Genomic DNA, 19,701 nt, shown 5'->3' on the forward strand with positions numbered 1-19,701 from the left:
GGGCGGCTAGGCCGTCAGGGGGACCAGCATCGGACTTCGCCGTCGACCACCTGTACCGCGACCGGGGTCAGCGCGGCGCCGGCGCACGGTCCTTCGATGCAATGGCCGTCTTCGAAACGGAACAGGGCGCTGTGGTGCGCGCACATCAGCACCTGTGCGTCGTAGGTCAGCACGTCACCGGGCTCGTAATCGAGGCATACCGAGAAATGCGGACAGCGGTTGAGGTAGGCCCATGCGCGCTGCCCGCGGCGCACCACCACCACATCGTCGGAGCGGCCGGTGCTTGCCACGCAGGCACCGCCATCCGGCACCGCATCGAGCCGGCACAGCAGAACGGTGTCCATGGCGTCCTCCTAGACCCTGCGCTCCGGATTGCCCAGGCTCCAGTCCCATGGGCGCACCTCGACGCGTTCGAACAATCCGGCATGCATGTAGGGATCGCCGTGCAGAAAGCGCTCGACGTCCTCGATATGCTCGGCCTCGATGACGAGCAGCGTGCCGTTCATGGCATCGTCCGACACATCCAGGGTCGGGCCGCCCAGCCGCACCAACACACGGTGGCGGTCGGCGCTGCGCAGGTAGGCCCGGTGCGCCGGGCGCACCCGCTCGCGCACCGCGCTCATGCCGGGCTTGTCGGTGGCGAAGATGGCGTAATAGCGTGACATGGCGTTCTCCGCGGTTATCGTGACGCCAGCACGAAGTCGTAGCGCGCTTCGCGGAACGGGCCGTCGATGCCGAACCGGCTCGCCAACGCGTCGGTGGCCGGGCGCGCTTCGTAGGCAACCTGCAGCGATGGCTTGACGCCGAACACCACATCCGACTGCAGGTACGGGTCGCCCTGGTTGAACAGGTGCGTGACCAGCTTGCGGTGTCCGGGCGCATCGACCATGAAATGCAGGTGCGCGGGCCGCCACGGATGGCGGCCGGTGGCTTGCAGCATGCGTCCGACCGGGCCGTCGGCCGGGACCGGGTAGCTGACCGGCACGATGGTGCGGATGGCGTAGTAGCCTTCGGCATCGGTGCGATAGCGGCCACGCAGGTTGCCGGCGGGCTGCCCGGGGTCCTGCCCCGAGTACATGCCGTTTTCGGCGGTCTGCCAGATGTCGAGCACGGCGCCGGCCACCGGCGTGCCGTCGGTGGCGCGGACATAGCCGTGCACCAGCGCCGGCGTGCCGGGAGTTTCCGCCATGTTCTCGCCGCATCCGCGCTCGGGCATGCCCGGGATGTAGAACGGCCCGAACACGGTGGTCTCGGTCGCGCCGCTGGCCTGGCGGTGGTTGATCGCATCGACCAGCATCGACACCCCCAGCGTGTCGGAGAGCAGGATGAATTCCTGCCGCACCAGCCCATCGCACATCTTGCCGGTCTCGGTCAGGAACCGGATCGCGGCGAACCATTCCTCCTCGGTTGGCTCGACCTCGCGCACATAGGCGTGCAGGTGGCGCACCAGCGCCTGCATCAGCACCTTCAGGCGCGCGTCGGGGGTATCGGCGAGGCGCGCCACCACCTGCTCGGTGATGGCGGCCTCGGCGTCGGTATGCTTGATCTCCACGGCGGTCTTCCTGTGTTTTTTTGCGGCGCGGCTCAGGCCGGCGTCTCGCCACGCCAGGCGCGGCCCAGCAGGGCTAGGATCGGCGCATGTTCCACCGGCGCCGGGTTGTCGTAGGGGTTGGCGCAGGCCAGCGCGGCGGCCTCGTCCAGGCCGGCTTCCGGCATGCCGAGCGCCGACAGGGCGGCCGGGATGCCCAGCGCCTGGTTGAGGCGGTACAGCAAGGGGCCGGCGTCGTCGGCCTGTTCGCCGCCCAGCGCGCGGGCCACGCGCTGCAGCGCCTGCGGCGCGGCGCGGTGGTTGTAGTGCGCGGTGTGCGGCAGCATCGCGGCATGCGTTTGCGCATGCGGCAGGTTGAAGGTACCGCCCAGCGTATGGCAGAGCTTGTGGTGCAGCGCCATGCCGACGTTGCCCAGGCAGACGCCGGCGAGCCAGGCGCCGTACAGCGCCTGCCCGCGCGCCGTGATGTCGTCCGCGCGGCGCACCACCGCCGGCAGTGCCTGCGCCAGCGCGCGGATCGATTCCACGGCCATCAGGCTGATGATCGGGTTCGCGTCGCGCGCGTACAGCGCTTCGACCGCATGGGCCATGGCATTCATGCCGGAAGCGGCCGATATCTCCGCGGGCAGCGTCAGCGTGAGTTCCGCGTCGTAAAGTACCGTGCGCGGCAGCACGCGCGCATCGCGCCCGGTGGTCTTGCGCCGGCCTTCGGTAAGGCCGTAGATCGGTGTGACTTCCGACCCCGCATAGGTGGTGGGAACGGCGATGATGGGTTGCGCGGATTCCAGCGCGATGGCCTTGCCCAGCCCGATGGTGGACCCGCCGCCGACCGCTACGTAGCAATCCGCGCCGAGCCGCGCCGCCGCTGCGCGCGCGGCGCGTGCGACCTCGATCGGCACATGCATCACCGCCTCGGCATGGACGCCGGCGGCGCGGTCGCCCAGCAGCGCGGCCACGCGCTCGCCCAGGCCGCGCTGTTCGGGCGTGGTCAGCACCAGCGCGCGCCGCGCGCCCAGCCGCTCGACCTCGTCCGGCAGCTGCGCCAGCGCGCCCGCGCCGAACACGACGCGCGACGGCGCCGACTGGTAGACAAAAGCCTGCATGGCGTGACTCAGCGCTTGAAGTGCGGCGGCACGGTGGCGTCGACATTGACCCACACCGAACGTGCCTCGGTGTAGTCGTGCATGGCCTCGAAGCCCATTTCACGGCCATAGCCGGACTGGCCGACGCCGCCGAACGGGCTGCCCGGGTTGACGCGCTTGTAGCAGTTGATCCAGCACATGCCGGCATCGATGCTGTGGGCCAGCTTGTGGGCACGGCTCAGGTCGCGCGTCCACAGGCCGCTGCCAAGGCCGTACTCGGTGGCATTGGCGATGGCCAGCGCTTCGTCATCGCTGCCGAAGCGCAGCACGGTGACGAAGGGACCGAACACTTCTTCCTGCGCCACGCGGTCGTGCGGCTTCGCTTCGACGATGGTCGGCTCGACGTAATAGCCCTTCTCCAGCCCCGCCAGCGCCGGCGCCTTGCCGCCGGTCAGCACCCGCCCGCCCTGCTCGCGCGCCACGCCGGCGTAGGACAGCACCTTGTCGCGATGCTGCGCCGAGGTCAGCGGGCCCATTTCGGTTTCCGGGTCGAGCGGGTTGCCCAGGCGGATCGACGCCGCCAGCGCGCCAAAGCGCTCGAGGAAGGCATCGGCGATGCGCTCGTGCAGTACCAGCCGCGAACCGGCGATGCAGGCCTGGCCCTGGTTATGGAAGATCGCCCACGCGGCGCCGTTGATGGCCGCATCGAGGTCGGCATCGTCGAACACGATGTTGGCGCCCTTGCCGCCGAGCTCGAGCTGCACTCGCTTGAGGTTGCCCTGCGAGGCCGCGACGATGCGCCGTCCCGTCGCGGTGGACCCGGTGAACGCGATCTTGCCCACGCCAGGATGCTCGGCGAGACGCTGCCCGGCGGTATGCCCGTAACCCGGCACCATGTTGACCACGCCGGCCGGAAAGCCGACTTCGGCCATCAGCTCGGCAATGCGCAGCGACGACAGCGGCGTCAGTTCCGACGGCTTGATCACCACGGTATTGCCGGCGGCCAGCGCGGGACCCATCTTCCAGCTGGTGAACATCAGCGGGAAGTTCCACGGCACGATCTGGCCGACCACGCCGATGGGCGCACGTTGCACGTAGTTGAGGAAGCCCGCCTCGACGGGGATCACCGATCCCTGCAGCTTGTCTGCCATGCCGCCGAAGTAGCGGAAGCAGGCGGCCGTGCGCGGCACGTCGAGCGCGCGGGAATCGCGGATGGGATGGCCGGTGTCCAGCGATTCCAGCTGCGCCAGTTCCTCGGTGTGGGCCTCGATGGCATCGGCCAGCTTCAGCAGCAGGCGGCCGCGCTCGGCGGCGGCCATGCGCGACCACGCCGGGAAGGCGCGGCGCGCGGCGTCCACCGCGGCGTCGACGTCGGCCGCCTCGGCCGCGGCGATGGCGGTGATGCGGCTGCCGTCGTGCGGATTCAGCACGTCGATGGTGCCGCCGGCAAGCGCGTCGACAAAGCGGCCGTTGATGAAGAGTTTGTTCTGCATGATGCGATGGGATTCGTGGTGTCGTGGGCCGGGCGGGGCGGATCTCAGAAGTCCACCGGGTACGGCTTCAGCTCGCCGCTTTCATAGCGCCGGGGCAGGTTCGGCGTGGCGTTCTCCCACACCAGCAGCATCGAGCGCTTGGTCGAATAGCCCTGGTGGCGGATGTCGGCCGGCATCGCGCAGATGTCGCCGGCACGCATGGTGATGCGGGCACGCGGCGCGCCGGTGTTCTTGTCGCCGATGTCCCAGATGATCTCGTCCGACAATTGCAGGAACCATTCGACGCGGTCGTTGCCGTGGAACACCGGCAGGATGTATTCCTCGGTGGTGGGGCAGAACAGGCTCTGGCCGCACACCGAAGTCACCGACGGGTTCCAGGTCACGTCCGAGCGCGACAGGTACTTGAACAGGTTGAACGCATGCAGCTGACCTTCGAAGCCCGGCTCGCAGTGCACCGTGGGCTCGTCCTGCGGCACGTCGAGGAAGGCCCGGTTGACGGGCAGGTCGTCGCGCAGCGGCGAGTCGTCGGGCAGGCCCGGCATGCGGCGCGTGGCGATGCGCGTGCGCTCGATCGCCCCGGCGTTCTCGCCGTGCTTGGGGCCAAAGGCCGAGCCGGTCTCTTCCGGCGCGGCGAAGGGATCGAAGCCGGCGTTGGTCCAGTCGTGCAGGATGGCCTTGAAGGTCGCCATGATCAGCGGCGTCTCGAAGGTCTCGGTGTAGTCGACGCCCGCCTCCTTCATCACGCCGTTGAACGCGCCGGCGTACACATCGACCTTGCCGTAATGGTTGCGCGTGCCGAACACATGATCGAAGTTCACCCAGCCGTAGAAGAAGCCCCACGCCACGTCGCGCATCATGGCGCGCAGGAAGGCGTCGGCAGGCATGGCATGGGTGCGGGTCTGGCCGTGCGACGGCCACTGGATGGTGGCGAAATACGCGTCGCGTGAAAACCGGAAGGCACCGAGCGTGAAGGTGCGATAGCCGGTGACGGGGTCGGCCGCGCTGGCTTGTACCTTGTCGGCGGCGTAGCTGGTGGCGGTTTCGGGCTTGTCTGCGAGGTCGAGCATGGCCATGAGGTGGCTCCTGGAATTTGGGGTGCGTTGGCGATGGGCAGGTCAGTGCAGGCAGATTTCCGCCCACTTCTGGACGGAAAGCGCGCCGAGCTTGCCTTGCAGGATCAGCGTGCAAGCCTCGACGGTGCCGAACCGGTAGGCGCAGCCCGCGGGCAGCAGGCTCTGATGGCCCTGGCGCAGCACCACGTAGCCCATCGCGCGGCCGGCGGGCTCCGTCAGCACGGCGCCGTCGACCTGCGCCAGCGACTGGTCCAGCGCGACGAAATCGACCCGCACCTCGCCATCCAGCGCGATCACGAACTCGTCATGCGCGCAGGCAAACCACGGCGACTGGCCTTCGGCGCGCAGGGTTTCGATCACGTACTCGAGATTCTTGCCGACCACCACGCGCTCATACGGCGCGGACTTCGCAGCCACCTCGAACACATTGGAAAACACGTAGTGGCGGGCATCGCCCTGGGTGACTTCGATGTTGCCCTTGTTGTAATCGGCAAGGGATCCGAAGTGGGTTTTGAAGGTGGGCTTCATGGCCTTGTCTCCTGCGGTCGTTAATCGTTTGTTGCGACTACGATAGGTGCTATCGCACCGCCACAACAATGGCCGGGACGGCGAATGCGCCCTTCGCCGTTCCCGAATAATCCGCCTCAGTGGACCCAGCCGCGCGCAAGCAGCGGCATATCCCAGGCGGGATCCCCTGCCAGGCGCTCCACCAGGAAATCCACCAGCATGCGCACCTTGACGGCCTGGCGCTGGGTGGCGGGATAGACCGCGGCAAACGAAAATGGCGCCAGCGTGTAGTCGGTCAGCACCGGCACCAGTTGACCGCTCTGGAGGTGTTCACTGGCGACCAGCGTGGGCAGGCACACGATGCAGGCGCCAGAGACCGCATAGTCGCGCAGCAGGTGCACCGAGTTGGAACGCACCTGGCCCGGCAGTTCCAGCGTCACGGATTCCTCCCCGCGCGTGAAGACCCAGCGGTTGCGCGACGGATAGCCCGCGTAGAGCGCCGTTGTATGGGTCAGCAGGTCGGCCGGTACCACCGGCGTGCCGCGCCGCTGCAGGTAATCCGGCGTGGCGCAGAACAGGCGCCGGACCGGGAACAGGCGCTTCTCGATCAGTGCGCCGGAAATTGGCGGGAAGATCTGGAAGGCCACGTCGAAGCCCTCTTCGACCGGATCGACCACGCGGTCATTGACGATGATGTCGAGCTGGATGCCGGGATAGCGCTGGGTGAAGTCATGCAGCAGCGCGCCGAAATGCCCGATGGCATAGCCGGGCAGCATCTGGATGCGCAGCCGGCCCGTTGGCGTGCCATTGAGGTCGCGCATCTGGTCGGTCAGGCTGTTGAGCTGCGACACCGCCTCGGCGCACTCCTTGTAGTAGGCTTCGCCGATCTCGGACAGCCGCACATGCCGGGTGCTGCGGTGGAACAGCGGCGCGCCGATGAATTTTTCAAGCTGCTGGACCCGGCTGGTCACGATCGATCCGGCCACGCCAAGCTGGCGCGCCGCCTCGGCGAAGCTGCTGGCTTCCGCCACGCGCACGAAGGCCTCGATGGCGAGGAAGTGGTTCATGTTGTCTCCGTTGGCGGCGTGCGGCCACCTTGTCTGGACGCGTCCCGTGCAAGGCAAGGGCGAACCGGCGCGGATTGCGGTCCTTATTCGTGATTTCCGAATGGTAGGGCGCGCCTGTGCGCCCATTGATCCGAAAATCCGAGCAATCCGATCGGATTAGCCGATGTTGGGGGCAGCGGTGGAGACGGTGTGATGGCCAAGGTATGCGCCGGCAGCCTTGGCCAGGACGCCGGCAAGGTGGCGCAGTGCCGGACCTGAGACGTCGGGCTGGCTGTGGATCAGGAACAGCGGCACGTGCCGGATGCGGCCTTCGCGCAGCGGCAGCGGCAGCAGCGTGCCCGCCCGCGCGCCGTCGGCGACCAGGTGTTCAGGCAGCCAGGCAAAGCCGAGACCGCCCGCCACCAGCATGCGCATGGCTTCCATATGGCTGACGGTCCAGCGCAGCGTGGCGCCGAGCCAGCCGTCGTCGCGCGGGTTGGCCTGGCCCGAGTCGCGCAGCACCACCTGCATTTCGCGGCTCAGGTCTTCGGCGGTCAGCTCGCGGCCGAGCTGGTGCAGCGGATGCGCCGGGTGCGCAACGGCGACGAAGGGAATGTCCAGCAGGCGCTCGCCGAAGTGTCCGGTCGGTATGCGCGTGCCGACCGCCAGCCCGACCTGCCGCTGCAGCAAGGCCTGGTCGGCACCGGACAGCACCACCTCGGTGACATGCACGCGCGTCTGCGGCGCCAGTCGCGCGAAGGCCTTCAGCGCCGACAACAGCAGTTCGGCAGGCAGCGCGGCATCCACCGCCAGGCGTACTTCGGCTTCCCAGCCCCTCTGGAGATTTTCGGCAAGCTGTTCGAGGCGATAGGCATCGCCCAGCAGTTCATTGGCGCGCGCCAGCAGCGCCGCGCCGTTTTCGGTCAGCCGCGCCTTGCGGCCTTCCATCGAAAACAGCTCCACGCCGAGTTGTTCCTGCAGGCGCGCGACCATGTAGCTGACCGACGACTGGCTGCGATGCAGCGCCTCGGCCGCCTGCGCGTAGCTGCCGTGTTCGACAATGGCCTGCACCACGCGCCATTGTTCGAGCGTGGTTCGTGGCATGCTCATGGCGTGGCAGCCTTGGTGCCCGGCGCTGCCGGCATGATGGGGGCTCCTCTGTGGGATGGCCGGGTGATGGGCCGGCTCGACAGGACAGAGGTTACTGCGGACGCGTCCTGGCGGCAACCGGGACGGGCGGCCCTTGTCGCGCGGCTTGCTGCGCGGCGATGCGCTAAATCCACTGGTCGTTTTCGACCGTGCGCGCTCCCGCCGGACCGTCGCCCGTGTTCGCCACGCCGCGCGGCTCGATCAGCAGCAGCTTCACTTCCGCGTCGGCACGGGGCTTGTGCTCGACGCCCTTCGGCACCACCGCCATCTGGCCGGCCCGCAGCACGATCGAACCGTCGCCCGCCGGCCCCTGCCGGAAATCGATGCGCAACTCGCCTTCGAGCACGATGAAGGTTTCGTCGGTGTCGGCATGCCGGTGCCACTCGAATTCGCCTTCGACCTTCACTACCTTGAACTGGTAGTCGTTCATTTCCGCGACGACGCGCGGCTGCCAGTGCCCGTCGATCCGGGCGATCTTGCCGATCAGGTCAATGCTCTGGCACTGGCCGCGGCCGGCCGGTGCGCTGGAATGGATAGCGGATGGGGACATGGTTCTCTCCGTTCAGAAGTTGACGGTTGAGGATACGCGTGCGCCGTGCGGGCGTATTGAACGATCGTGGCGAGGATAGTCCGCAGGCCTGCGCTGGTGCAAGCACCGGCCGACGCGCCTGCCGCGCTCAGTCCGCGCTCAGTCCGCCCTCAGTCCGCCCGCGCCCGTGACCGCGGCCTGTGCCAGGAACCTGCGCCACACCGCCCGGCCCAGCGTGTCGAACCGGTCCATCGCCGCGATCAGGGTCTGCAGCGCCTCGATGCTGCACAGCTCGTCGGGCAGCAGGGGGTCATGCACGATCCGCCGCACGGCCTCGCGCCCGGCCTGCAGCGTCAGCGCCGCTGCGGGGGCGTCGGGCAGCGTTGCCACTGCCGTGCCGTAGCGCTCCAGCGCAGCCGCCATCGCCAGGTGCTCGCGCGTCATTCTTGCGGTCTGCCACAGCCGCCGGAAGCGCTTGTCCCGCGCCGCGTCGAGATCACGCGCACTGACCACCAGCAACGTGGGCGCATGCTGCAGCTCGGCCAGCCGCACGCGGGCCTGCTCGGCCCCGCCGCGCAGGTTGTCCGGGCGCACGAACAGGTTCGGCTCGGCTTCCTTGAACCCGTCGAAGTCCAGCGCCTGCAGCGTGCGTCGCCAGGCGGCTCGGTCGGCGCGCTCGCGCGCGCTGGCAAAGGCCAGCAGCCACGCGCCGCGCCAGGGCTCGCGGCGCTCGGCCACGCTGCGCCACGCCACCAGGCGCTGTTGCAGGGCCATGCTTTCCGGGCCCAGCACGTAGGCGCCCCGCCCGGTCTGCTGCAGGCGCCCGTCGGCCTTCAGCCGCGCCATGGCGGTGCGCATGCCGGTGGCCTCGATGCCGAACGCTGTACCCGCCAGCGACAGTTCCGCGGCCGAATAGACCCGGCCGGGATGCGTCGACACCAGGTCGAGAATCAGCGTGCCCGCGCTGATGGGGGGCAGGTCGCTGCCGATTGCGGCAGACTTCGGCATGGAATTCAATGTTGCAGATTTTTGCATCGTTTTCTATAGTTTGCCACATCACCATCACCGGACAAGCCCCATGCGCCCGCTGGACGGTCTGACCATCATCGATCTTACAAGCGTTGTCGCCGGGCCTTTCGCGACCCAGCTGCTGGCCCAGCAAGGAGCGCGCGTGATCAAGGTCGAACCGCCCGAAGGCGACCGCGCGCGCATGCTCGGCGTCATCGCGGCGCCGCAGTTCAGTTCCGCACATGCGTTCCTGCACAGCGGCAAGGAGTCGGTGGGGCTGGACCTGGGCAAGGACGGCGGCGTCGCGATGCTCATGCAGCTGGCCGGCAGCGCCGACGTGCTGATCCATAACTTCCGTCCGGGCGTGATGGACCGGCTCGGGTTGGGCGTGGCGGTGCTGCACGCGCGCAATCCGGGCCTGGTGATTGCCCGCATCAGCGGCTTCGGCCAGGACGGGCCGTGCCGCGGCGAGCGCGCGTACGACCCCATCCTGCAGGCCGAGTCCGGCATGGCGATGCGCGACGACAACGGCGTGCCGCACCTGCTGCCGCAGTACATCTGCGACAAGATCGCCGGCCTGTATGCCGCGCAGGCGGTAAGCGCCGCGCTGTTCGAGCGCGCCCACAGCGGGCACGGCAGCGTGGTCGACTTGTCCATGCTCGAGGCCGCCGTCGCCTTTGGCTGGGTCGACGTGCATGCGCGCGAGACCTTCCGGATGGCGCCGCCGCCGTCGATGCTCGCCACGGTCTACCGCCCCTGGGCCACCCGCGACGGCTGGGTGGTGATCGTGATGCTGTCGCAGGCGGAGTTCGAAGGCTGGGCCCAGGCGCTCGCGGTGCCGGCCTTGCTCGACGACCCGCGCTTCTGCGACATGCCCTCGCGCTTTCGGCACTGGGACGCGCTGCGCGAACTCGGCGGCAAGGCGCTGGCCGCGCTCACCACGGACGAGGCCGTGGCAAGGCTGCGCGCGGCCGGCGTGCCTTGCGGCATCGCCCGGACCTCGCCGCAGTTGGGCAGCCATGAACAGCTTGCCGCCGACCAGTTCCTGGCCACGCACCACCACGCCAGCACCGGGCCTACCACGCTGCCACTGCCGGTTGCCCGCTTCAACCACACCCGGCAGCAGCCACCCGGCCCGGCACCGGCGCTTGGCGAGCATACCCGTGCCGTACTGGCGCATTTCGGCTTCACCCCACCACAGATCGATGCCGCGCTGGCCAACGGCACGGCACACATCGCGCAGAGGTAGACCATGGCATTCCGGACATTGCGGTACGACATCGACGGCAGGGTCCGGCGCAATAAGCGCCCGCTTGGCCAATGCCATTCACCGAACCACCGTCGTTCCCGCGCAGGCGGGAAGCTGGCGACTTTATCCCCGAAGGGGATGTGAACGACGCTGGATTCCCGCCTGCGCGGGAATGACGTCAGGACTCGATACCTTGACCGAACGGCATTCGCCAGCTCGGACCTCAGCACACAGGAAGACCCATGCACGCAGCCCCTGCTCCAGACCGCGACAGCGCCGACCGCCGCGTCAACCTCACGCCCTACCTGAGCCCGGACGAGATCGCGCAAGTCCGCGCCCGCTCAACCTGGCGCGGCATCGGCATGATTGCCCATTGCTGGGCCACCATCGCCGCGATGATGGCACTGGTGGCCCTGCTGCCCAACCCCCTCACCATCGTGCTGGCGATCATGGTGATCGGCTCGCGCCAGCTCGGGCTTGCCATCCTGATGCACGAAGGCGCGCACGGCGGCCTGGCGGTCAACGGCAAGCTCAACCTGTGGCTCAGCCAGTGGCTGTGCGCCTATCCGGTCGGCGCCGAAACACTGGCCTATCGCCGCTACCATCTGCAGCATCACGCCCACGCCCAGACCGAACGCGATCCCGACCTGCCGCTGTCGGCGCCCTTCCCGACCACGCGCGCCAGCCTGCGGCGCAAGCTGCTGCGCGACCTCAGCGGGCGCACCGGGCTCAGGCAGCGCCTGGCACAGCTGCGCGGCGCCGCCGGCACCGCCGGCATGCCGGTGGGCGAGCGGCGGGCCACATTCCTGGCCAGGCTCGGCCGTCCGCTGCTGGTCAACGCGATCATGCTGGCGGCACTGGCCGCGGCCGGGTTCTGGTGGCTCTACCCGTTGCTGTGGCTGCTGCCGCTGCTGACCTGGTTCCAGGCCGTCACGCGCATCCGCAATATTGCCGAACACTCGGTGCTGCCCGCGGGTGATGCGTGGCGTGTGGCGCGCACCACCCGGGCCGGCTGGATCGAACGCGCTGCTGGCGCCGTATTGGGTGAACTACCACGCCGAGCATCACATGATGGCGTCCGTGCCGTGCTACCGGCTGGCACGCCTGCACCAGTTGCTGCAGGCAAGGGGGCTCGATGCCAGGCTCGAGATCAAGCCGGGCTACCTGGCGATGCTGCGCGTGGCCGCATCAAAACAATAGCCGCACTGCGCGCGCCGGGGCATCAACCTGGCGGGATCCGGCTTGCGTTGCCGGCGCGGCGTGCTATGTTGGCTTGAAGGGTCGGTGGCGCGGCCCCGGATGTCGAAACAAAGCCAGACCGCAGCCAAACCTAACGCAGCGAGCATCCCCTTGGCCCGTCATCCCGCGCTTGCGCTCGCCTTGTTCGCCGTGTCGGCCAACGCGCTGGCGCAGGCGCCGGCAGCAGATGGCGCGCCTGCCTACAAGCCCCTGCGCTACGAGGAGGACTACCGCTACCTGCAGCGCGCCGGCGCTGACGCGACGCGCCGCGATCGGTGGGATCCCATCAAGTACATCCCACTCGGCGCGCCCGATACCTACCTGAGCCTGGGCGGCGAGATCCGCGAACGCTTCGAGCACTATTCGGCACCGAATTTCGGCACGCCGGGCCCAGACGCCGACGGCTACCTGCTGCATCGCATCCTGTTGCACGCCGACCTGCATGCCGGCGAACGCTTGCGCGCCTTCATCCAGTTGGGCAATCACCTTGCCGCAGGCAAGGATCTGGGCGTGCCGCCGTATGAAGACCGGCTGGACCTGCAGCAGGCCTTTGTCGACGCGCGCCTGCCGCTGTCCGGCAACGCGGCGGCCGATCCCAACCTGCGCGTGGGCCGGCAGGAAATGGCGTTCGGCGCGCAGCGGCTGGTGTCGGTGCGCGACGCGCCGAACGTGCGCCGCGCCTTCGACGGCGTGCGCCTCGGCGGGCAGGCCAGCGACGTCCGCATCGACGCCTTCGCCACCCGGCCCGTGCTGCTCAAGGCCGGCAACTTCGATGACCACCCCAATCATGCGCAGGGCTTCTGGGGCGTGTACACGACATTGCCGCGCAGCTTCGTGCCGGCATCGGGCGTGGACCTGTACTACCTGGGCTTCGAGAACAGCCGCGCGCTGTACAGCATCGGCGCGGGCGTGGAGCGCCGCCATTCCGTGGGCGGGCGCGTTTTCGGCAGCCTCGGCAATTGGGACTGGGATTGGGAGGCGCTGGCGCAGTTCGGCAGCTTCGGCCGGCAAGACCTGCGCGCCTGGGGCTTCTCGACCGATACGGGCTATGCCTTCGCCATCGGCGGATGGAAAGCGCGCGCCGGCATCAAGGCCACCGCCGGCAGCGGCGACAAGGATCCGGCCGACGGCCGGCTCGGCACCTATGGCGGGCTCTTCCCCAAGCTGGCCTACTTCAACCAGGCCGGATTGGTCGGCGCCTCCAACGTGGTGGACCTGCAGCCGTCGCTGACGCTCAGGCCCACCGCATCGCTGCGCCTGACGGTGTCGTGGGACTTCATCTGGCGCCAGACCACCGGCGATGCGGTCTATACCGCCGCCGCCGTCCCCATCGCCGGCACCGCGGGCCGTCCCGGCCGCTACACCGGCAGCCAGCTCGCCTTCGACGTGTTCTGGCAGGTGGATCGCCATGTCACCGTCAATGCCGGGCTGGTGCATGTGGAGGTAGCGCCGGTGCTGCGCACGGCGGGTGGGCGCAATACCAATTTCACGTACCTGTCGGCGGCTTATACGTTCTGAGCGCGCCTTCCGAATCCACAACGTTATGCCGAGCCGGCGACCAGATCCAATCACTTTTTTATTCGGTCGCCATCAGCATTCGGTATCGACCGCCATCGCCATGCAGGGCAGTATGCCCTCGACTGCAGTGCGGCTGAATGGTTGCGGATTGCGCGCCGACCTCCTAGATTCAATCTCACCCGCGCGAGCACGCGATGTCCCCGATGCCGGGACCAGCCAGCGGCAGTCATCCCTTCAGCCGACGTTGACGCATCCCCTCTTCCAAAGGAGATCCACCATGAGCAGCCCTGCGAACTTCAACGGCAAGCGACCGGCCATCGATCCCGACGATACGGCCATGCTGCTGATCGACCACCAGAGCGGCCTGTTCCAGACCGTGGGCGACATGCCGATGCCGGAACTGCGCCTGCGCGCCGCGGCGCTGGCCAAGATGGCGACGTTGTCCAAGCTGCCGGTCATCACCACGGCGTCGGTGCCGCAAGGCCCGAATGGTCCGCTGATCCCGGAGATCCACGAGAACGCGCCGCATGCCAAATATGTGGCGCGCAAGGGCGAGATCAACGCGTGGGACAACCCCGACTTCGTCGCCGCGGTGGAAGCCACCGGCAAGAAGAGCCTGATCATCGCCGGCACCATTACCAGCGTGTGCATGGCGTTCCCGTCGATCAGCGCGGTGGCCGACGGCTACCGGGTCTTTGCCGTGGTCGATGCCTCTGGCACGTACTCGAAGATGGCGCAGGAGATCACGCTGGCGCGCGTGGTGCAGGCCGGTGTGGTGCCGATGGATACGGCCGCCGTCGCATCCGAGCTGCAACGCACCTGGCATCGCGACGACGCGCAGCAATGGGCCGAGATCTACACCAAGATCTTCCCGGCGTACCAGCTGCTGATCGAAAGCTACATGAAGGCACAGGCGGTGCAGAAGGACGGCGAAGTCCTGGACTCGGCGCGCTGACAGAGGCGTGCGCGGCGCGCGCAATGCGCGCCGCGCCCTCTCACTGCATCGACGGCGCCGGCTTGCCGGCGTCGATGCCGTAGCGTGCCAGCGCCTGTGCCACCAGTTCGACGGGCACCGTGCCCTGCGACGCCAGCGCCCGCAGCGCCGCCACGCACACATAGGCGCGATCCACCTCGAAGAAGCGGCGCAGCGACGGCCGGTTGTCGCTGCGGCCATAGCCGTCGGTGCCCAGCACGGTGTACGGCGCCTGCACATAAGGGGCAATCAGTTGCGGATAGGCGCGCACGTAGTCGGTGGCGGCCACCACCGGGGCATTGCCGGCCAGCAATTGCTCCACATGGCTGGGCGCGATGTCGGCGTGGGGCTGGTGCAGGCGTTGCCGCGCCACCTCGCGCGCTTCGCGCTCGAGTTCGGAAAAGCTGGTCACGCTGAACACGTCGCTGTCGACCTGCCAGTCCTCGGCCAGCATGCGCGCCGCGGCTTCGACCTCGCGCAGGATCGCGCCGCTGCCCAGCAGCCGCACCTTGCCGCGCCCGCCCCCCTCGGTTTGCGCGAGCCGGTACATGCCGCGCACGATGTCGTGCTCCACGCCGGCCGGCATCGACGGCTGCGCGTAGTTCTCGTTCATCACGGTCAGGTAGTAGAAGACGTCTTCCTGCCGCTCCATCATCGCGCGCATGCCGGCGTCGACGATCACCGCCAGCTCGTAGGCGTAGGCCGGATCATAGGCGCGGCAGTTGGGAATGGTCGCGGCGATGACATGGCTGGTGCCGTCCTGGTGCTGCAGGCCTTCGCCGGAGAGCGTGGTGCGCCCCGCGGTGGCGCCGACCAGGAAGCCGCGCGCGCGCTGGTCGCCGGCGGCCCAGACCAGGTCGCCGATGCGCTGGAAGCCGAACATCGAGTAATAGATGTAGAGCGGCAGCATGGCGGTGCCATGGGTGCTGTACGCGGTGCCGGCGGCGATCCACGACGACATCGCGCCGGCTTCGGTGATGCCCTCCTCCAGGATCTGGCCACTGACGTCCTCGCGGTAGTACAGCATCGAGCCGGCGTCTTCGGGCTCGTACAGCTGGCCCTGCGACGAATAGATGCCGACCTGGCGGAACAGGCTGGCCATGCCGAAGGTGCGCGCCTCGTCGGCGACGATCGGCACCACGCGCGGGCCCAGCGTCTTGTCCTTGAGCAGCGCGGTCAGCATGCGCACCATCGCCATGGTGGTCGACATTTCCTTCTGGCCGGCGTTGACGGCGAACTGCCCGTACTGCGCCAGCGGCGGCACCGGCACGGCGTCGGCGCGGCAGCGGCGCGCGGGCAGGTAGCCGCCCAGCGCGGCGCGGCGTGCCTGCAGGTAACGCAGCTCCAGACTGTCGTCGGCCGGCCGATAGAAGCGCATCGCTTCGAGGTCGGCATCGGACAGGTCCAGCCCGAAGCGGCTGCGGAATGCCTTCAGTGCATCGAGGTCGAGCTTCTTCTGCTGGTGCGTGGTGTTCTGCGCCTGCCCCGCATCGCCCATGCCATAGCCCTTGACGGTCTTGGCCAGGATCACGGTGGGCTGGCCCTTGTGGTCGCGCGCCGCGGCAAAGGCCGCATACAGCTTGCGCAGGTCATGGCCGCCGCGATTGAGCGCGGCCACTTCCTCCGGGGTCATGTGCGCAACCAGCGCCTTCAGTTCTTCGTTCTGGCCAAAGAAGTGGCTGCGCCCGTAGTGCCCGTCCTTGGCCTTGTAGGTCTGGAACTGGCCGTCCATGGTGGCGGCGAAGGCGCGCAGCAGCGCACCGCTGTGGTCGCGCGCGAAGATCGGATCCCATGCGCTGCCCCACAGCACCTTGATCACGTTCCAGCCGGCGCCGCGGAACAGCGCCTCCAGTTCCTGCACGATCTGGCCGTTGCCGCGCACCGGGCCGTCCAGGCGCTGGAGGTTGCAGTTGATGACGAAGGTGAGGTTGTCGAGCTTCTCGCGCGCGGCCAGCGGAATCGCGGCGATCGATTCGGGCTCGTCCATTTCGCCGTCGCCGAACACGCCCCAGACGTGGCGGCCCGAAGTCGCCTGCAGCCCGCGATGCTCCAGGTAGCGCATGAAGCGCGCCTGGTACACCGCCTGGATCGGCCCCAAGCCCATCGAGCCGGTCGGGAACTGCCAGAAGTCAGGCATCAGCCACGGATGCGGATACGAGCACAGCCCCTTGCCATCGGACTCGCGACGGAAATTGTCCAGTTGCGCCTCGGACAGGCGCCCTTCCAGGTAGGCGCGCGCGTACACCCCGGGCGCCGAGTGCGGCTGGAAATAGACCAGGTCGCCACCGTTGCCGGCGTCGGCGCCGCGGAAGAAATGATTGAAGCCGACTTCGAAGATATCGGCGGCCGAGGCATAGCTGGAAATATGGCCGCCCAGCTCGCCATAGGCCTTGTTGGCGCGCACCACCATGGCCAGCGCATTCCAGCGCACGATGGCGGTGATGCGCTCCTCCATGGCGGCATCGCCGGGATAAGGCAGCTGCCGCTCGACCGGGATGGTGTTGACGTATGGCGTATTGCCCTGCGCGGGCGTCGATACCCCGAGCCCGGGCGCGACATCGAGCAGCCGCCCCAGCAGGTAGCGCGCGCGTTGCTGCCCGCATTGCGCCACCACGGCTTCCAGCGCCTCCAGCCATTCCTGCGTTTCCTGGGGATCGTCATCGTGCTGCCGCGCGGCCAGCGCGAGCAGGCGGGAATGAGGGGAGGCGAGGTTGGTCATGGAAGGTCTCCGTAGGCTTTTTTTTATTCTATGGAGAGGCCTGCGGCACGAGGTGCCGACTTTCCACGCGCAGGTTGCGGGTGACGGCATATGACGCTGCGGCAAGCGCGATTCACGCGCAACGATGCTGCGGCACGCGCGATTCACCCGCAGCGCATGCCGGCGCGGGGGCAGGCGCGGGGGCAGGCGCGATGGCGCCGTTGCCCGCCGCCGCGCTTACCGCCTGAAGGAATCCGCCGGCAGGCGGTCGATGAAGTCGCTGGCGCGCCTGAGGTGTTCGCGCATCAGCTGTGCCGACTTGTCGGCATCGCCGCTGACGATGGCCTGCGCGATCAGGCGGTGCTCGTTGACCGACTCCTGCAAGGCTTCGCCGTGGATGGCATTGCCAAGCTGGAACATGATCATCGGCAATTGCAGGCGGCCGATGAAATCCGTCAGCTGCGCATTGCCGCACTCGTCGGCGATGGCCTGGTGGAAGCGGCGGTTCTCTTCGAAGTAGGCCGCCGGGCTGATGCCATGGTGGTCTTCCCAGATCGGCCGGGTCGCGTTCAGGAAGCGCTCGCGCACGCAGGCTTCGTCCATGCGCCCGGCCGTGCGCCGCGCCGCCAGCGCTTCGAGTTCGGCACGTATCTCGAACAGCTCTTTCATCTCGGCGTGCGTGTAGCGCCTGACCATGGTGGTCTGGTTCGGGATGCTCTCGACCAGCCCTTCTGCCGACAGCCGGCGGAACGATTCGCGCACCGGACCGCGGCTGACGCCGAGCTCGCGCGTCAGGTCGGCCTCGACCAGGCGCTGGCCCGGCACCAGGCGTCCGCTGAGGATGGCCTGCCGGAGCGTATCGACCACATATTCGAGCGTGTTGCGTGGCGGTGCGGAGGGATTGGTCATGGGAAAGGGGCTGTGCTCGCGATAACCCTGATTGTATCCGACGCTGGCGAACATTATTGTCCTACAACATCGTAGCGCTACTGCAAACCCAAGCTGCGTTTCCGCTACATGATGTGCCGGCGGCTTTCGCTTGTCGAACGACACCGCTGGCGTCTTTCCGCTTCACGCGGCGTATCGTCATCCCATACGACAGCCGCGCGCCGACTTGAATTGTCCTACATTAACGTCGAGCAAAAGAGCGGGCGATACGACAAGCCGGCCTCGAGACACAACGGAGACACTGATGACCGCAAGCATCCAGCAAAGCCCGATCGAGGCGGTGTTGCCCGATCTCGAGAAGTCCGCCTACGACAAGGTGTTCTGGCGCACCGTGCCGCTGTTCTTCGTCTGCTACGTGGTCTCTTACCTGGACCGCGTCAATATCGGCTTCGCCAAGCTGCAGATGCTCGGCGACCTCGACCTGACCGACAACGTCTATGCGCTGGCGGCCAGCATGCTGTTCTGGGGCTACGTGCTGTTCGAGATGCCGAGCAACCTGATCCTGCACCGCGTCGGCGCGCGCCGCTGGATCTCGCGGATCATGATCAGCTGGGGCATCGTCTCGATCTCGATGATGTATATCGGGCCGCTGGCCACGCTGTTCCACACCACGCCGGCGAACGTGTTCTATGTGCTGCGCTTCTTGCTGGGCGTATGCGAAGCGGGCTTCTTCCCCGGCGTCGTGCTGTACCTGAACCAGTGGTTCCCGTCGCACAAGCAGAACCGCGTGCTGGCCGGCTTTATGTTCGCGCTGCCGTTGAGCCTTTGCATCGGCGGGCCGGTATCAGGCTGGATCCTGCAGAACATGCAGGACACGCTGGGCCATCGCGGCTGGCAATGGATGCTGCTGATCGAGGGCCTGCCCGCAGTGATCCTGGGCATCGTGGTGCTGACCTGCCTGACCGATTCGGTCGACAAGGCGCGCTGGCTGAGCGCCGAGGAAAAGGCGCTGATCCAGCGCAACCTGGCCACCGAGAACGCGCACAAGGCCCATAACTTCGGCGCGGCGCTGAAAAGCCCGGTGATCTGGCTGCTGTGCGCGATCCTGCTGACCATGAACACCGGCTTCTACGGCCTCTCGTTCTGGCTGCCGTCGATCATCCAGGCGACCGGCCTCGACAACGTCTACCACGTCGGCCTGCTGTCCGCGCTGCCATACGTGGTAGCGGGCGCATTCATCGTCGCCAATGCCATGCACTCGCACCGCACCGGCGAACGCCGCCTGCATGCCGCCATTCCGGCGGGGTGCGCCGGCATCGGCCTGATCCTGAGCGCTGCCTTTGCCAGCCAGCTGGGGCTGTCGCTGCTGCTGATCTCGGTCGCCGCAGCGGGCATCCTGGGCGTGGCGCCGCTGTTCTGGATCTTCTCGGGGCGAGCGCTCACCGGCGCGGCGGCCGCGGCTGGGCTGGCCATGATCAACTCGGTCGGCAGCCTGGCCGGCATCACCGGCGCCATGATCACCAATGTCGCCAAGAACGTCACGGGCAGTGTCAACAGCGGCACCTACGTGCTCGGTGCCTGCCTGCTGTTGTGCTGCGCGCTGATCCTGCTGCTGCCGCGCGCCATCGTCTCGGCCGACGCGCCGCGGCGCTGAGCGCGGATGCCTTCCGGCCCGCCAACGTTTTCAGACAGGAGACACC

The 19,701-nt window shown here is 68.0% G+C and carries 19 protein-coding genes; 5 read left to right on the top strand and 14 right to left on the bottom strand.

Translation table 11 applies throughout. The features are described 5' to 3' along the window. Window positions 1–14: 14 nt before the first annotated feature. The 11 genes from A2G96_RS30485 to A2G96_RS30535 all read right to left on the bottom strand — a co-directional run bounded on the left by A2G96_RS30485 (window position 15) and on the right by A2G96_RS30535 (window position 9,436). A complete protein-coding gene (locus A2G96_RS30485) occupies window positions 15–344 on the bottom strand; it encodes a Rieske (2Fe-2S) protein (protein ID WP_062803843.1) in 330 nt (109 codons plus the stop codon). A gap of 9 nt (window positions 345–353) precedes the next feature. Next, complete coding sequence (locus tag A2G96_RS30490; RefSeq protein WP_062803844.1) at window positions 354–665, bottom strand: YciI family protein; 312 nt, start codon at window positions 663–665, stop codon at window positions 354–356. Window positions 666–679: 14 nt separating this feature from the next. Continuing rightward, on the bottom strand, window positions 680–1,552 hold the full coding sequence (locus A2G96_RS30495) for an intradiol ring-cleavage dioxygenase (protein WP_062803845.1): 873 nt from the start codon (window positions 1,550–1,552) through the stop codon (window positions 680–682). 32 nt (window positions 1,553–1,584) lie between these two features. Next, a complete protein-coding gene (locus A2G96_RS30500; protein ID WP_062803846.1) occupies window positions 1,585–2,652 on the bottom strand; it encodes a maleylacetate reductase in 1,068 nt (355 codons plus the stop codon). Window positions 2,653–2,660: 8 nt separating this feature from the next. Next, a complete protein-coding gene (locus A2G96_RS30505; RefSeq protein WP_062803847.1) occupies window positions 2,661–4,124 on the bottom strand; it encodes an aldehyde dehydrogenase family protein in 1,464 nt (487 codons plus the stop codon). A gap of 44 nt (window positions 4,125–4,168) precedes the next feature. Beyond that, entirely contained in the window at window positions 4,169–5,197 is a 1,029-nt protein-coding gene (locus tag A2G96_RS30510) for a hypothetical protein (RefSeq protein WP_062803848.1), read from the bottom strand. Window positions 5,198–5,239: 42 nt separating this feature from the next. Further along, the gene (locus tag A2G96_RS30515; RefSeq protein ID WP_062803849.1) at window positions 5,240–5,725 is read right to left on the bottom strand and encodes a cupin domain-containing protein; all 486 of its coding nucleotides are present in this window, start codon (window positions 5,723–5,725) and stop codon (window positions 5,240–5,242) included. Window positions 5,726–5,841: 116 nt separating this feature from the next. Continuing rightward, on the bottom strand, window positions 5,842–6,771 hold the full coding sequence (locus A2G96_RS30520; protein WP_062803850.1) for a LysR family transcriptional regulator: 930 nt from the start codon (window positions 6,769–6,771) through the stop codon (window positions 5,842–5,844). A gap of 156 nt (window positions 6,772–6,927) precedes the next feature. Next, entirely contained in the window at window positions 6,928–7,860 is a 933-nt protein-coding gene (locus A2G96_RS30525; RefSeq protein WP_062803851.1) for a LysR family transcriptional regulator, read from the bottom strand. A gap of 163 nt (window positions 7,861–8,023) precedes the next feature. Next, window positions 8,024–8,449 carry a cupin domain-containing protein gene (locus A2G96_RS30530; protein ID WP_062803852.1) on the bottom strand — a complete coding sequence of 142 codons (426 nt, stop codon included), beginning with the start codon at window positions 8,447–8,449 and terminating at the stop codon, window positions 8,024–8,026. A gap of 138 nt (window positions 8,450–8,587) precedes the next feature. Then, entirely contained in the window at window positions 8,588–9,436 is an 849-nt protein-coding gene (locus tag A2G96_RS30535) for a hypothetical protein (RefSeq protein WP_062803853.1), read from the bottom strand. Window positions 9,437–9,506: 70 nt separating this feature from the next. On the opposite strand from A2G96_RS30535, the gene A2G96_RS30540 reads away from it, so the two are divergent. Beyond that, a complete protein-coding gene (locus A2G96_RS30540) occupies window positions 9,507–10,685 on the top strand; it encodes a CaiB/BaiF CoA transferase family protein (RefSeq protein ID WP_062803854.1) in 1,179 nt (392 codons plus the stop codon). A 223-nt stretch (window positions 10,686–10,908) separates the two neighbouring features. On the opposite strand, the gene A2G96_RS34490 is transcribed toward A2G96_RS30540, so the two are convergent. After that, on the bottom strand, window positions 10,909–10,983 hold the full coding sequence (locus tag A2G96_RS34490) for a twin-arginine translocation signal domain-containing protein (protein ID WP_082819192.1): 75 nt from the start codon (window positions 10,981–10,983) through the stop codon (window positions 10,909–10,911). A 100-nt stretch (window positions 10,984–11,083) separates the two neighbouring features. On the opposite strand from A2G96_RS34490, the gene A2G96_RS34345 reads away from it, so the two are divergent. The 3 genes from A2G96_RS34345 (at window position 11,084) to A2G96_RS30555 (ending at window position 14,397) form a co-directional block, all read left to right on the top strand. Then, window positions 11,084–11,962, top strand: a complete 879-nt coding sequence (locus A2G96_RS34345) for a fatty acid desaturase family protein (protein ID WP_470290497.1) — start codon at window positions 11,084–11,086, stop codon at window positions 11,960–11,962. A gap of 73 nt (window positions 11,963–12,035) precedes the next feature. Then, window positions 12,036–13,442, top strand: a complete 1,407-nt coding sequence (locus A2G96_RS30550) for an alginate export family protein (RefSeq protein WP_062803855.1) — start codon at window positions 12,036–12,038, stop codon at window positions 13,440–13,442. 277 nt (window positions 13,443–13,719) lie between these two features. Next, window positions 13,720–14,397, top strand: coding sequence for a hydrolase (locus A2G96_RS30555; RefSeq protein ID WP_062803856.1), 678 nt, complete (start codon window positions 13,720–13,722; stop codon window positions 14,395–14,397). A gap of 40 nt (window positions 14,398–14,437) precedes the next feature. On the opposite strand, the gene mdeB is transcribed toward A2G96_RS30555, so the two are convergent. Next, the gene (gene mdeB / locus A2G96_RS30560; protein WP_062803857.1) at window positions 14,438–17,134 is read right to left on the bottom strand and encodes an alpha-ketoglutarate dehydrogenase; all 2,697 of its coding nucleotides are present in this window, start codon (window positions 17,132–17,134) and stop codon (window positions 14,438–14,440) included. Between the two features lie 216 nt (window positions 17,135–17,350). Then, window positions 17,351–18,022 (bottom strand): GntR family transcriptional regulator, encoded by a 672-nt coding sequence (locus tag A2G96_RS30565; RefSeq protein WP_062804223.1) that lies wholly within the window; start codon window positions 18,020–18,022, stop codon window positions 17,351–17,353. A 283-nt stretch (window positions 18,023–18,305) separates the two neighbouring features. Between A2G96_RS30565 and A2G96_RS30570 the strand changes: the two genes are divergently transcribed. Beyond that, window positions 18,306–19,655, top strand: coding sequence for an MFS transporter (locus A2G96_RS30570; RefSeq protein ID WP_062803858.1), 1,350 nt, complete (start codon window positions 18,306–18,308; stop codon window positions 19,653–19,655). Window positions 19,656–19,701 lie beyond the last annotated feature (46 nt).

This window comes from Cupriavidus nantongensis (assembly GCF_001598055.1).
Classification (GTDB): Bacteria; Pseudomonadota; Gammaproteobacteria; order Burkholderiales; family Burkholderiaceae; genus Cupriavidus; species Cupriavidus nantongensis.

Coding starts and splice junctions, on each gene's coding strand:
- A2G96_RS30530 (WP_062803852.1), bottom strand. CDS start 8,449: ATGTCCCCATCCGCTATCCATTCCAGCGCACCGGCCGGCCGCGGCCAG.
- A2G96_RS30490 (WP_062803844.1), bottom strand. CDS start 665: ATGTCACGCTATTACGCCATCTTCGCCACCGACAAGCCCGGCATGAGC.
- A2G96_RS30540 (WP_062803854.1), top strand. CDS start 9,507: ATGCGCCCGCTGGACGGTCTGACCATCATCGATCTTACAAGCGTTGTC.
- A2G96_RS34345 (WP_470290497.1), top strand. CDS start 11,084: ATGGCACTGGTGGCCCTGCTGCCCAACCCCCTCACCATCGTGCTGGCG.
- A2G96_RS30515 (WP_062803849.1), bottom strand. CDS start 5,725: ATGAAGCCCACCTTCAAAACCCACTTCGGATCCCTTGCCGATTACAAC.
- A2G96_RS30510 (WP_062803848.1), bottom strand. CDS start 5,197: ATGGCCATGCTCGACCTCGCAGACAAGCCCGAAACCGCCACCAGCTAC.
- A2G96_RS30505 (WP_062803847.1), bottom strand. CDS start 4,124: ATGCAGAACAAACTCTTCATCAACGGCCGCTTTGTCGACGCGCTTGCC.
- A2G96_RS30525 (WP_062803851.1), bottom strand. CDS start 7,860: ATGAGCATGCCACGAACCACGCTCGAACAATGGCGCGTGGTGCAGGCC.
- A2G96_RS30565 (WP_062804223.1), bottom strand. CDS start 18,022: ATGACCAATCCCTCCGCACCGCCACGCAACACGCTCGAATATGTGGTC.
- A2G96_RS30555 (WP_062803856.1), top strand. CDS start 13,720: ATGAGCAGCCCTGCGAACTTCAACGGCAAGCGACCGGCCATCGATCCC.
- A2G96_RS30520 (WP_062803850.1), bottom strand. CDS start 6,771: ATGAACCACTTCCTCGCCATCGAGGCCTTCGTGCGCGTGGCGGAAGCC.
- A2G96_RS30485 (WP_062803843.1), bottom strand. CDS start 344: ATGGACACCGTTCTGCTGTGCCGGCTCGATGCGGTGCCGGATGGCGGT.
- A2G96_RS30570 (WP_062803858.1), top strand. CDS start 18,306: ATGACCGCAAGCATCCAGCAAAGCCCGATCGAGGCGGTGTTGCCCGAT.
- A2G96_RS30535 (WP_062803853.1), bottom strand. CDS start 9,436: ATGCCGAAGTCTGCCGCAATCGGCAGCGACCTGCCCCCCATCAGCGCG.
- A2G96_RS30500 (WP_062803846.1), bottom strand. CDS start 2,652: ATGCAGGCTTTTGTCTACCAGTCGGCGCCGTCGCGCGTCGTGTTCGGC.
- mdeB (WP_062803857.1), bottom strand. CDS start 17,134: ATGACCAACCTCGCCTCCCCTCATTCCCGCCTGCTCGCGCTGGCCGCG.